This is a genomic window from Chryseobacterium edaphi (assembly GCF_025628985.1).
GTDB lineage: Bacteria > Bacteroidota > Bacteroidia > Flavobacteriales > Weeksellaceae > Chryseobacterium > Chryseobacterium edaphi.
The window spans coordinates 1-13,720 of the sequence record NZ_JAOTEM010000002.1; the positions used below are offsets into that span (position 1 = coordinate 1).

At 34.6% G+C, this 13,720-nt stretch carries 11 protein-coding genes; all 11 read right to left on the bottom strand.

Annotated features, from left to right (window positions below; translation table 11 throughout):
• Positions 1-1,463: 1,463 nt before the first annotated feature.
• The gene (locus tag NZ698_RS08155; RefSeq protein ID WP_263002614.1) at positions 1,464-2,141 is read right to left on the bottom strand and encodes a hypothetical protein; all 678 of its coding nucleotides are present in this window, start codon (positions 2,139-2,141) and stop codon (positions 1,464-1,466) included.
• Positions 2,142-2,151: 10 nt separating this feature from the next.
• Positions 2,152-3,012, bottom strand: coding sequence for a dTDP-4-dehydrorhamnose reductase (gene rfbD, locus NZ698_RS08160; RefSeq protein WP_263002615.1), 861 nt, complete (start codon positions 3,010-3,012; stop codon positions 2,152-2,154).
• Positions 3,013-3,015: 3 nt separating this feature from the next.
• Positions 3,016-3,501 (bottom strand): acyl-CoA thioesterase, encoded by a 486-nt coding sequence (locus NZ698_RS08165; protein WP_263002616.1) that lies wholly within the window; start codon positions 3,499-3,501, stop codon positions 3,016-3,018.
• A 68-nt stretch (positions 3,502-3,569) separates the two neighbouring features.
• Complete coding sequence (locus NZ698_RS08170; protein ID WP_263002617.1) at positions 3,570-4,070, bottom strand: OmpH/Skp family outer membrane protein; 501 nt, start codon at positions 4,068-4,070, stop codon at positions 3,570-3,572.
• A 74-nt stretch (positions 4,071-4,144) separates the two neighbouring features.
• The gene (locus NZ698_RS08175) at positions 4,145-4,693 is read right to left on the bottom strand and encodes an OmpH/Skp family outer membrane protein (protein ID WP_263002618.1); all 549 of its coding nucleotides are present in this window, start codon (positions 4,691-4,693) and stop codon (positions 4,145-4,147) included.
• A 4-nt stretch (positions 4,694-4,697) separates the two neighbouring features.
• Positions 4,698-7,238 (bottom strand): outer membrane protein assembly factor BamA, encoded by a 2,541-nt coding sequence (bamA, locus tag NZ698_RS08180; protein ID WP_263002619.1) that lies wholly within the window; start codon positions 7,236-7,238, stop codon positions 4,698-4,700.
• 26 nt (positions 7,239-7,264) lie between these two features.
• A complete protein-coding gene (gene uppS / locus NZ698_RS08185; protein WP_263002620.1) occupies positions 7,265-8,014 on the bottom strand; it encodes an undecaprenyl pyrophosphate synthase in 750 nt (249 codons plus the stop codon).
• A 6-nt stretch (positions 8,015-8,020) separates the two neighbouring features.
• Complete coding sequence (locus NZ698_RS08190; protein WP_263002621.1) at positions 8,021-8,914, bottom strand: DUF6089 family protein; 894 nt, start codon at positions 8,912-8,914, stop codon at positions 8,021-8,023.
• Between the two features lie 212 nt (positions 8,915-9,126).
• Positions 9,127-11,631 carry an exopolysaccharide transport family protein gene (locus NZ698_RS08195; RefSeq protein WP_263002622.1) on the bottom strand — a complete coding sequence of 835 codons (2,505 nt, stop codon included), beginning with the start codon at positions 11,629-11,631 and terminating at the stop codon, positions 9,127-9,129.
• Between the two features lie 2 nt (positions 11,632-11,633).
• Positions 11,634-12,485, bottom strand: a complete 852-nt coding sequence (locus NZ698_RS08200) for a polysaccharide biosynthesis/export family protein (protein WP_263002623.1) — start codon at positions 12,483-12,485, stop codon at positions 11,634-11,636.
• A gap of 33 nt (positions 12,486-12,518) precedes the next feature.
• Positions 12,519-13,649, bottom strand: coding sequence for a glycosyltransferase family 4 protein (locus NZ698_RS08205; protein ID WP_263002624.1), 1,131 nt, complete (start codon positions 13,647-13,649; stop codon positions 12,519-12,521).
• Positions 13,650-13,720: the final 71 nt, after the last annotated feature.

The following is a 13,720-nucleotide window of genomic DNA, read 5'->3' on the forward strand; positions in this document are numbered from 1 at the left end:
TTTTGATGACCCTAATCTCTTATCTCAACACCTAATCTATCCACTCCTGCGCTCCCAGTATCGGGACTGCAAAGATAAAAACTTTTTTTATTCCCACAAATTTTATTTACACAAAATTTATTGGATTTTTTAAGTTAATTCTATTCAGAGTTTTTTGTTCCTGCCCATCTAAAGGCTCTTCTGCGCTACCTCAAACTTCCGTTTTTCAGTGGGGCAAAAGTAGTACGTTTACTCCTCTACTTCCAAATATATTTAACATAATGTTTAATTTAAATTCATATTCAATCCTAAAGCACTGATAACCTGAAACAAAAATTTAAACTGAGGTTGGGTAATTCATGGGGAGGTTCGAGAGTTCGAGAGTTGGAGAGTTTTAGGGTTGGAGGGTTGGGGCGTTGTAGGGCTTGGGTTGAAAGATGTGAGTTGGTGATCTATTGTGGCGGGAGTTTACAAGGCTGGGGTTTTGCAGAATGGGTTTTTTGCAGTCGGATGCCACGTGAAATGGTGTTTTAACGTTTAATAAATTTTCGCAAAGGCCTTCGCGGATGAGATTATGTAGTAGAAAGGCTTTCGTAAATCGGAGTACCGGAATGAGGAAGTTTCAAATCAAAATATACGTTTTTTTAACCTTGTAAGGCCGGGATTGTTTTTTTTTGATGAAGGTATCATGGTTTTGAAATTTCTGTTTAATACACATCCGCAACGATGCCGCTCCTACGGAGCTCTCTTTTCCAACTATAAATATTTTCTACAAACATACGCTCCTATTGAGTGCCATGTCTGGAAGAAGTATTATTGTCTACACAGATATTGCTCCTACGGAACTTGACTTCCGGTGGAATCAATTATTCTACAAACATATCGATCGCAAGGAGCTCTTAATTTTTGTGGAATTCATAGAGGCTGTAAACATGGCGCTCCTACGGAGCTGTTTGTTTGGAAGGAGTATTATTGCCTACACAGATATTGCTCCCCGGAGTTTGACGGATATTGTGGGGTGATTATTAAAAATATTATACTCACTTTTATACTCCCACGAAATCGATGAATATTGCGAATAGACTATTACAATGCGGAACTCCTACAGAGTTTCGGTATTACAAAATATACGGTTGGTGTACAAACGTTTATGCCTCGAAGCAATTTATGACGATAATTATAAGTGAACCAGAGTGAAAAAATTTATTGAAGTCTAATAATGGTAAATTTAGCTGACTGAAAACTTGGATGAATCATACTCTTTGTGGCAAATCGTAATCTGCAGACAAATCCGATAGCCCCGATCGAAACGGCATCCTTTTTTTGATGGCCGATGCAAAGCAGCGGGCAGCCAAAAAAGATATAGTGGAGAGCGGGATTAAGCTCCTGAGAGAAAATCGTCTTGTTATAATATTCCTTTAAATAAAAATGCCCCTGAAAATTTCAGAGGCTTTATTGCAGAATTGAGTTTAATTGAGTAAAAATTATTTGGTTTCCTGATATATTATGGTTAAAAATTCAGCAAAGGATTTTTCTAAACCTACAATATCACCAGATTTTAAATGGAGCGTTCCATCATTCTGACTGCTGTTTCCTAAACGGGCTGAAGAAATTTGATAATATTGATCAGCGTTTTTTGCATTTTTCTGAATTTTGATAGTCGAACCTAAAAGTTTTTTAGTTGAAATTGTATAAACTTCACCACTAACCAAAGGTATTTTAAAGTAACTGCGTGGCGACAAAATATAATCTTGTCTATTAATACTTATTTTCTGATCTTTTGCGGAAGAAGCAAATAGATATAAATTCCCATCTTCATTTGAAAATTTATCCGCTGGCAAATAATATAGTTTTAATTTATAATGGGCTACATCAAATTTTTGCGCTTTACCGTCAATACTTTCAAAAGGGTTTACTGAAAATGCATTTGCACCGACTTCTTTTGCTTTTTTATAAATCTGAGAGAAAACTGCTGCATCATCTTTTGAATATCCCTGAACTTCAATCTCACCAAGATATTCTGCGCCGCTGATTTCTTCATTTATATGATAAAAAAATTTGTCTGTGTTAACATTCGTTTTTTCAACCTTCGTCAGATATACGTTTTGTCCAAAAATAAATTGCACAGACAAAACAACAATTGCAGTAATAAGATTTTTCATACACTTCATGTTATTTGGAAAGTATAATTACACATTCTTCCAAACTGTTTTCCCAATGTTTTGGATCTATCTTATAAACTTCTTCAATTTTATCAAGACACATTGTACTTCGCTTCGGTCTTTTTGCAGGAGTTGGATATTGTTCTGTCGTCAGCGAATTTAATTTTACGGACGATTTTGAAAATTCTGCGATCTTTTTTGCAAATTCAAACCAAGTAGTTTCCGGATAATTTGAGAAATGGAAAATTCCGAAAGTCTTTTTCGGGTTCTCAATAATTTCCATAATAGCTTCTGCAAGGTCATTTGCATTAGTGGGTTGACCAAACTGATCACCAACAATTCCAAGTTCTTCTTTTTGTGAGAATAAATTCAGCATTGTTTTCACAAAATTCTTATTGAATTCGGAGTATAGCCATGATGTCCTGAGAATAATTGTTTGAGGATTGGCTTCTAAAGCCAGCTCTTCTCCTGCTCTTTTAGATTCACCATAAACACCAATTGGGTTTGTGAAATCATCTTCGGAATAATCTAAGTTGGTTTCGCCATCAAATACATAATCAGTAGAGACATGAATGAAAATAGTTTTATTCTCGGAACATGCTGATGCAAGATTTTCTACACCATAAGCATTTACAGCAAATGCCTTTTCTTTTTCCTGCTCAGCAAGATCCACTGCGGTATATGCTGAAGCATTGATGCAGAACTCTGGCTTATGTTCAGAGAAAAATTCTTTTATCTGATCTTCATTGGTGATGTCTAAAGTTTGTGAATCTGTGAAAATAAATTCATAATCCAATTCAAAATCGGTAGCTAATTTTCTGATACAATTTCCTAACTGACCATTGCTTCCTATTACTGCTATTTTTTTCATTAACTACGAATTTTTCGCGTTTTGCGATCTTAAAAATTTAACTCTCGGCTGAAAATCCTTCTGCTCTAAATCTACAAAGAATTTGTGGAAACTATCTTTTATGTCTTGAGGATGAACTTCAGATTTTCTGGTTTTAATATTGAAATAAATTACCGTTACCCACAAAACAGCATGTACAGTTTTCTCATCAAGACTTTTCATTAAAATTTCAACCTTTGCAGTTCGATCCTGTATTTCTATAGTTTTGCTGCTGATAACAACCTGCGTATTATATCTTACTTCTCTCAAATAAGCAATTTCATTTTGAATGGCAATCCAAGTGCAGCCAGTTTTTTTGGTATATTCTTCGTAAGTAAAACCATAAAATTCTTCTACATGATCTTCTCTTGCATTGAACATATAGTCGAGATATTTAACATTATTTAAATGCCCGATCGGATCGCAGTCGCTGAATCTAACTTTTACCGTGGTTGAAACTTCTTTTTCCATAGCGCAAAAATAAAAAAACCACTCCTAATAGAAGTGGTAGTTTTTATAAATCTTTATAATATTTACTATTAAAGACCTAATTCTTTTTTTACAGCTGGAGTAGCATCCGGACCTGCTTTGTAAACAAGACCTGTAGAGTTAGCATCCATAATGTAATCATAACCGTTTGCTTTAGCAACTTTAGTTACAACATCCATCAATTTTTTCTCGATAGGTTCGAAAAGTAGATCCTGCTTTGCAGTAGCATCTTTTCTCATTTTGTCTTCCATCTGAGCCATCTCTTCCTGAAGTTTCTGCATTTCTTCTCCTCTTGCTTTGTTTTCAGCTTCTGTTTTTGTAGGAGCTTCTTTAGTATAAAGAGCATACTTTGTTTGTGCAGCTTCAGCTTTTTTCTTCATTTCAGCTTGTTTTGCATTTACAAATGTTGTAATTTCTGTATCAGCTTTCTTCTTTTCTGGCATAGCATTAAGAATACCTGCGACATCCAAAGTAGCAATTTTCTGAGCTTTTGCCATACCTACAGACACAACCATCATCGCTGCTGCAAATAATACACTTAATTTTTTCATAACGGGTAATAAATAATTAATTTGTTTTTAGATTTTAAATTTAAGTAAAAGTTAATTCCGAAAAATAACTTTTATTATTTTTTATTAGTTTTTTTTTCTTTTTCTGTTGTTCCTTTTAGTAAAATATCCAATACTTTGTCTGTATAGTCATATCTTTTTTCAAGTGAAATCACATTAATATCGTTGCTTTTATCAAGAACTATACCTAAACCATTCTTCTGAACCATCGTTCTGATCGCTGCATAAATCTGATCCTGAAATGGCTCTACCAAGTTTGCTCTCAATTGATGAATCTCTCCGGTTTTTCCGAATCTTAAACTTGTCGTGGTTTTGATGTTTTTATCTAAATCCAAAACTTCCTTTTCTCTCAGCTTTAACTGATCTCCTACTAAAAGAACTTTTTCGTTTTCAAAAGCAGATCTTTTTTTATCATACTCAGCCTGCATACTCTGAAGCTCCTGCTCCCAAGTATCAATCTGAGAATTTAGTCTTGCTTCTGCCTCTTTATATTGAGGCATCATATTTAAAATGTAATTTGTATCAACCACACCAATTTTTTGTGCGTTGCCGAAACCGAAAAGCAATAATAATGTAAAAGTGAAAAGTGTTTTAAAATTCTTCATTGCGTTATAAAGATTGGTTCATTAAGAAGTGAGTCTTCGTTCCTGACGGTTCTGTTCCAAGAATAGTTTTGTCAAATCCGTATGCGAAATCAAATCCAATCAAACCAAATGCACCCATGTATACTCTTACACCCACACCAACTGATCTTTTCAACTGGAAAGGGTTGTATTTGCTCCAAGAGTTCCAAACGTTACCTCCTTCAGCAAAAGTAAGGGCGTAAATTTTGGCAGTCTGGTTCATTGAAATCGGATATCTTAATTCTAACGTAAATCTGTTGTAAATAGTACCTCCACCTTTCTGAGTAATATCATCAACAGTACCACCGTAAGTAGAAGCATTTTCGTAACCTCTCAAAGGAATTAATTCTCTACCATCAAATCTACCTCCGAAAAGTCCTGTACCTCCTACATAGAATCTTTCAAATGGCGGCGCTCCCAACTCTTTGTTGTACCCATCCATGAATCCCATTTCAGCAGAAGATCTTAAAACCAATTTACCTACAACCTCGTTATAAACGTCAGCTTTGAATTTGATTTTGTAGAATTCCATCCACTTATATTTGTCTGTAGGAGCCATTGTTGAATAGTCTTTATTACTAAACAATGAATATGGCGGTGTAAATTTACCTGACAATTCAATATTTGAACCTGTTGTCGGGAAAATCGGATCAATACCTGCAGAGTTTCTGCTCAAACCTACATTTAAACTTAAGTTATTTGCATTTCCGTATAATTCAGTAGTATCTCCAAATTCGAACGGATAGTTACTGAAGTTATATTTCTGGAACTGAATTCCTGTATATAATGAGAAATAATCATCCGGCCATTTCAACAATCTGTTTAACCCGACAGTTGCAGAGAAAATATTCAATCTCTGATCCGGACCGCTTACCTGACTGTAATTAACTCTTGAGTTATTTAAACTTACAGAAAGTGCAGTTGGTTTTGTTCCAAACAACCACGGCTCAACAAATGATACACCATAATTCTGGAAATACTGTCCCGCCTGCGCAGTAATTGACAATGTTTGTCCATCACCTTGAGGAACCGGTCTGAAATCTTTAAATTTAAGAAAGTTCTTAAGAGAGAAGTTGTTAAACGTCAATCCTAAAGTCCCAATAAAGCTGTTACCACCGTAACCTGCCTGTAACTGAACCTGAGAAGATCCTTTTTCTACTAATTTCCAATTGATATCAACAGTATTATCTTGTTGGTTAGGATTAATTTCCTGCCCAATCTGCTGTGGATCGAAGAAAGACATTCCCGCTAAATCAAAATAAGTTCTCTTGATTTCAGTTTTCTTGAATAATTCTCCCGGCTTAGTTCTTAAAGCTCTTAGAATAACGTGGTCATGAGTCGTTGTGTTTCCTTCCCAAGTTACTCTGTTCCACGTAGCTTGCTCACCTTCGTTGATTCTGATTTCCAAGTTGATGTTATCACCATTTACAGATTTTTCAACCGGTGTAACATTTGAGAAAAGGTAACCGTTATTCATGTATATCGATTTGATATCTGAATCATCTTCTTTACCTCCGTCTTCACCAACTTTTTTGTTGAATCCTACTGCATCGTAAATATCTCCTTTTTTGTATCCTAAGATTCTCTGAAGATATTCTGTAGAATAAACCGTGTTTCCGGTAAAACTAATATCACCAATGTAATACTGCTTTCCTTCGCTCAGCTTAACGTTAATCTCGTAATTATTTTTCTTATTTCTCCAAACAGAATCAGAAACAATTTGTGCGTCTCTGTATCCTAAAGAGTTATAATAACTGATAAGGCTTTGCTTATCTTCTTGATATTTTTCTTCAATGAATTTAGATGACTTCAAAATACCACCAATTCCGAATCTCTTCTGCTTGGTTTCTTTGAATGCCTTCTTTCTCAATTTTGCATCAGTAACGCTTTGGTTACCTTCAAACTCGATATGACTGATCTTTACTCTTCTGCCTTTGTCGACATTGATCGTCCAGTCAACCAAATTAGGATCACCTGCATTTACTTTATCTTCGATGCTGATTTTTGCATCAGCAAAACCTTTTTTCACATAATCCTTCGGAATATTTGTTTTTAGGCTTGAGATAAGATTCTGAGTGATCTTTGTACCTGGTTTCAGGTTGTTATCTTTAGCTAATTTTTCATTTTTAGATTTACCAATCCCTTTTCCGACGAATTTTACTTCACCGAGATCCTTTAAATCTTCAAGATAAAATTTTAAAACTACTGTTTTACCTTCAATACTTTGAATGTATACTTCTACTTCAGAGAAAGATTGTGTGTCCCAAAGTTTTTTGATGGCACCACTGATTTTCTGTCCCGGAATATCTACCTCCTCTCCTTTTGTAAGACCCGTAAATCTTAGAATCTGAGCCGGTGTATATTTTTTTACCCCATCAACAACAATGTCTTTCAGAGTGTAAGTTCCTGTTTGATTTTCCGCAAGAACAGAGGTTGCATTTACCGCTGTGCTGTCTTGTGGCGTCACCTGTCCATAAAAATGTGCAGAAGCAGCAAACATAATGATGGGTAATAGTCTAAACTTCATTTTATCGTAATCTTTCTTTTCTAAATTTACTGGATTTGTATCTGTTCGCCTGTAAGACCATATCTTCTTTCCTTGTTTTGATAATCGACAATACACTGGAAAAAGATGTCTTTTGTGAAATCCGGCCACAGAACATTGAGAAACTGTAGCTCTGCATAAGCAATCTGCCAAAGCAGGAAATTGCTTATCCTTATTTCGCCACTGGTTCTAATCAACAAATCTACAGGTGGAAAATCTTTTGTATAGAGATAATTCTCAAATAATTTTTCATCAATATTTTCTACATCAACTTTGCCTTCTTTTACGTCGGCGCTGATATTTTTAACGGCATTAAGAATTTCGTTTTGCGAACCGTAACTGATTGCCAAAACCAAATTTCCTTTTGTGTTTTCTTTTGTAAGCTCCACAACTTTTAAAAGCTGCTCTTTTACTAATGTTGGTAATTTTTCTAAATTTCCGATCACATGCATTCTCAACCCTTTGCTGAAAATCTCTTCTGCTTCCAAAAGCAATGTTTCGGTAAGCAAACTCATCAATGTGTTTACTTCATCAGTAGGACGCTTCCAGTTTTCTGAGGAAAATGTATATAATGTGAGATAAGGAATATTAACTTCATTACATGCATTAATAGCATTTCTTACAGCATCAATGGCGTTTTTATGACCAAATGTTCTTTCTTCTCCACGAGACTTAGCCCATCTTCCATTACCATCCATGATGATGGCTACGTGCTGCGGTAAATTCTCGGAATTTATTTTTTCTTTAATCAACGACATAATTAATTAATCACAATAACATGGTGGTCTTCCGAAAGAATAGGTCAATCCTAAACTAAAGGTATTCATCCAATCTCTTGATTCCAGGTCTCCAATATTTCTGCTTCCGATAAAAGCAGCTTCTCTTTCTTTAGAAACAGCAAAATAATCTCCTGTCTGTAAAAGCGATCCGCCAGTGGAAGGATTTAAAATATCTGAGTTATAATTTGATATAACATCTTTCGCAAGTACTTTGCTATGATCTAACTGATCTGTCAAAGCAAGTCTGAATGTAGCTTCTGCAAAAATTGCCCAACCGTGGTTGAACTTATACTTTAAACCAACTCCAAAAGGAATATGAGCTACGGTTTTTCTACCAAGTGAATATTCTGTAGTAGTCACAAAATCCAGTTCATTGATAGGAGCCTGTGCCACACCATCAGCATTTCTTCTGAAATCATGGTTTAATGTAGCTTTTGGAGCATCAAACATCAAACCTCCAATTCCGGCAAAAATATATGGACTCACCATACTTAGTTGCTCATTGTTTACCGGAAATAAATTGTATTCGAAAACTACGCTTGCCTCGTATACATTGTTTTTTCCGTATGAGTTTCTGTTTCTTCTATATTCTTCCTTTGCAGCTTTGTCACTAAACTGAACCTGATTATAACCTAAATCTAATCTTACAGTCTGATGAGGATTAAAATTAAATCTATATAACAAACCACCATAAAAAGGAACTCCCCAATCTGAAGCTCTATTCAAATCCAATGGCTGCTGCAGAATGTAATTGGTATTCCCTATATCGCCTACTAAATTACTCATGCCAAGACGAATTCCCAATTCATTTCTTTGTGCATTTACACTTACCATTGTACCTAAGAGGGTAAGAAAGCTAAACAATAATTTTTTATTCATAGAAGAATATGGATTTATGGTTATTTTAAAAATTAATTTTTGCAAATATAAAACATTTTTGTATTAATGATAACCTTAATGTTTCGTTAAAAATAAATAAAAAAACACAATTTATTATAAAGTAAACGACAAACTGGCAAAATTATTCTTTTTTTAACAGAATGAATCTTTCTTATAAGAGCAAACCCTCATCAGATGAGGGTTTATTATCATTAATTTTTTCTGTCTAAATATGCTTTTACAAAATTTCTTATTTTAATAAGGAAAGGTTCTTTATAATTTTTGTCTTCATCAAAGTATCCATAGCCGTAACCATACCCATAACCGTATCCATAACCGTATCCATAACCGTAACCTTGCTTCACAATATAGTCATTATAAACAATTCCTAAATGCTTGATCTCATCATTATGATATTTCTCTGTGATCATTTTAAGCATATACTTTTCCGTATATTCATGACGAACAATATATAAATTGGCATCAGAATATTTCATTAAATCATAAGAATCCGCAACCAATCCTACAGGCGGTGAATCGATAATAATAAAATCGTATCGTGTTTTAAGCTCTTCAATCAACTTCAGGTTTTTATCACTCATCAAGAGTTCTGATGGATTTGGAGGAATAGGGCCCGATGTTGCCACATCCAGATTTGGAATCTTTGTTTTATTAATAATCTGGTCGATAGTCACTTCACCCGTTAAATAATTTGAGATCCCATTTTTATTGTCAATATTGAAATCTCCGAAAATCTTGGGCTTTCTTAGATCCATCCCAAGTAAGATGGTTTTTTTGTCACTTAAACCTAAAACAGATGCCAAGTTAATGGAAACATAGGTTTTACCCTCACCACCGACAGAAGATGTAATCAAAATCACTTTACTTTTACCATCTTCACTAGCCAAAAATCTCATATTGGCTCTTATCCCTCGGAAAGCTTCTGAAACGGAAGATTTAGGATGATCCAAAACAGTAAGCATATTTTCGTTGGTATTGTTACCGATAACTCCGAGTAAAGGTATTTTGGTAACAGCTAAAAGCTCTTTTATATTTCTGATTTTACTGTCTAAAAGTCCACCAATCAAAATAAAAACGAATGGTAACGCCAACAAACCTCCGATGATTGCCATCTTCGTACCTTTTACGTTGGGTCCGATTGGTCCCTGACCCAAATTTTTAGCAGGGTCAATAACACTGATATCCGGCTGATTGGTAGCCAATCTCATTTTACTTTCGTTTTGTCTGGTAAGAAGACTGTTGTAGGTAGCTTCAATCATATTATATCCTCGTTCCGCATCCAAATACTTTCGCTGCTTTTCAGGGTAAGTAGATAATTCGGAATTGGCTTCGGCAACCTGCTGATCAATCTTATTGAGCTGATCGGTATATACAGTATAAATATTTCGTAAAGATCCTGTTGAGTTCTGTTTTGCATCATTGATCAATCTGTTGATCTCTTTCATCGGTTCAGAATTCGGGGTGTAGATTGACGCAAGTTCTCTTCTTTTTAGATATAATGCTTTCAATTCCGAAACTGAGGCAGAAAAAAGACCGTCTTCAAATCCGGCAGCAGAACTGCTGATCATTTTATCAAAACTTTGTGTCTCTACACTATTTCTGATATTATTAAGTGAAGTCATTTTGCTGAGAATTTCAGCTTTTCTAGCTTCTAAATCTTTTATTTCCTTTAATGATTTTTCATCACGGTTGTCTATATCATAAAGTTTCTCAGAAGTTTTCAGATAATTAAGAACAGAACCACTGGAATCTAATTTTTTCCGTATTCCTGCCAGACTTTCCTTCAAATAGTCTTCAGTATTTTTATCGACAGTGTTTTTGTCGATAAATCTTTTTTTCTGCAGCTCATTAACAGATTTATTTAAGAAATTAACTGTACTGTTAAGATTAAATCCTGTCTTAGAAATAATCATAATCGTATTGATTTCTTTATCGAAATCTACTCCTACAGTTCCGATAATTCCATTTACGGCATCATTTACAGTGGTAAGATTTACGATAATGTTTTCAAGTTTAATTTTTGTAGCTACAGGATTTGGAACCAACCTAAATCTCAGATTTGGAGATGTATACCATTCATTGACTTTAATGATCTTATTCGCAGGTCTCGCAAAGCTGTTAATACTTTGGAATCCTTCAAATTCATAAGAGTACAGATTCGTAGACTCACCTTCTTCGGGCAAAACCACTTCATAAGAACCGCCTCCTTTAGGAATCAGGGTAATAGGGTAATTGATCTGCTGCATATGCTTTCTGTCAACATCTAAGAAAACCGGCGAATCATCCTTATCAAGATAAGTTGATTTGATAAGACCTTTTGTCTGATAATTGACAAAAAGATTAAGTTCTTTTACTAAAAATTCATTGTGAGATCTTGACAAAAGCATCTTTTTCAGATAAACTCCGTCCTGATTTCCTCCTTGTCCCCAAATGAAATTAATCGACTGATTGGGAGTGAAGTAACTAGCCGTACTGTTTGATATACTTAAAGAAAGATTTGACGAATAAATATTCTGAGCATAATATTTACCATAAAACCATGAAACACCATAACCAATGAAAAGCATTAAAACAAACCAATACCAATTTTTTAAAAGCCTTCTTAAAAAGTGTTCAATATCGAATAAAGAGAAAGACCCAAACTTTTCTTTCTGAACAGCGTTTTTATCTACCGTAGCATCTTTTCCTGGAATCATAATTAAAGGTTTTTAAGAAGTAGGTAAATTGATAACGCGGTAGTAATTACAGTAACTCCACTTATAAGTGTTTGTATAGGATCTTTTCCAAAACCGTTAAGAGCTCTTCTCTGTGTGGTAAGAAGTATTTCATCTCCATTTTGAACGTAATAATAAGGTGAATTCATTACGTCTTCACGAGTAAGATCTATTTTTGCCACTTTAATACCTTCCGGAAGTTTCCTGTGAACAACAATATTTTTTCGATCTACCGTTCTGTTTAAGCCTCCATTTATGGATATTGCTTCTGTAAGTGTTAGTGTATTTTTATGTGCTTTTTTTTCCCCTGTAATACCAACTGTTTCTATATCTCCTAAGATATAATAAGTGATACCGTCTATATTCAACCTTACTTCAGATTTTCCTTCCTGAAAATTTTCATTTACTTTTTGTTGAATTTCTTTAGCCAAATCCTCAATAGTTTTTCCTTCAGCCTTAAGGTAACCTATTCCAAAAACATAAATATCCCCATTAGAATCGACTTTTAACCCATTCGTATAGAGATATGCATTTCCACCTGTTCCACCGACACTCGTCCCGCCCCCTGCAACAGAGACACTTCCGCCACCCGTTGATCCTGAAGCATTTAGACTTGAATAAAATTGAGCAGCATCCCCTTTTGGAGTTGTCACAATATTAAGGGTTAACATATCGTTTTTGGTAATTCTGTAAACGGGAATATTGTAAGGAATCAAACCCTCTTCATTGATGACAAGACTCTCACTAGGCTGCATGTATTTAACATCCTTGGTTGTGATGCAAGAAGTCAGGAAAAAGGGTAAAATTAAAAATAATAAATACTTATGGATTTTCATCGTAAATTAAATGTAGTTTGCAAAAATAGAAATTTAATTATTACTTTTTAATTTATTGTTTCTAAGCATATAGATAAAATCCGGGAGATAAGCTCCTAAAAATCCAAGTGATAAAACAATTATCAACAAAAGATTGACATCAGTATGTCTTAAACCGTAGGCAACGGCAACAATAAAAAGATAATAAGTTATAATATAGAAACTTGATCTCCTGTGAGTAAGGTCAAGTTTTAAAAGTTTATGGTGAATGTGATTTTTATCTGCCAGAAAAGGAGATTTTTTGTTCCACAGTCTTACAATAATAACGTTCAGAGTATCCACAATAGGTAGAATCAAAATAGCCACAGCAATTACCGGAGCAGACTGCAAATGATATCTTGGAACATAGGGCAACTGTCTGTCTATAAAAATGTCTATAAAACAAATACAGGTAAATGCCAGTAAAAAACCCAAAAGCATAGAACCGGTGTCTCCCATGAAGATTTTCGCGGCTCGGAATTTGGATAAATTATAGTAAAGAAATGCCAATACCGATCCAATAATAATTACTGAAAAGATAACAAGAGGAAAATTATACGGTCCTAAACGATAATAGCTGATTCCGAAAAGTGCGCTGCAAATCAAAGAATATCCTCCCGCTAAGCCATCAATTCCGTCAATAAGATTGAATGCATTGATTAAAATAATGAAGGTAATAATTGTAAAAATTACACTCACAAGATAATTAACCTCATAAATTCCGCAAATTCCGAAAAGATTTCTGATTCTGATGTCTGAACCGATAACGATAAAAACAGAAACAACAATCTGAGCAACCAGCTTTTTGTAAGCTCTCATCACTACAATATCATCCATCACACCTACGTAAAGCAGGACAATCAATGAAGCAAAGAGAAATTTATATAAATCAAAAAGTTCGTAGGCAAAAACCGAGGTGCAGATACCGATAGAATAAAAAATAGCGATACCGCCAAGATTGGGAATTTTCCGCATATGCGAACTTCTCACTCCCGGCTCATCCATCAGATTTTTTCTTCTGGAGATTTTTGTAATCGTGGGAATCGAGAAAAATGTGATAAAAAAAGAGAACAAAAATCCCAGACCTATTCTTACGTAAAAAATAGAAATTCCGGAGTTATTCAAGAACAATTCAAAATTCTTCATTTTTTTCTATTTTAAGTACTTCACGGGCTTAGTTGTCCTTAAAGTCTTAACGAAATCATTGTCAGCAAGTT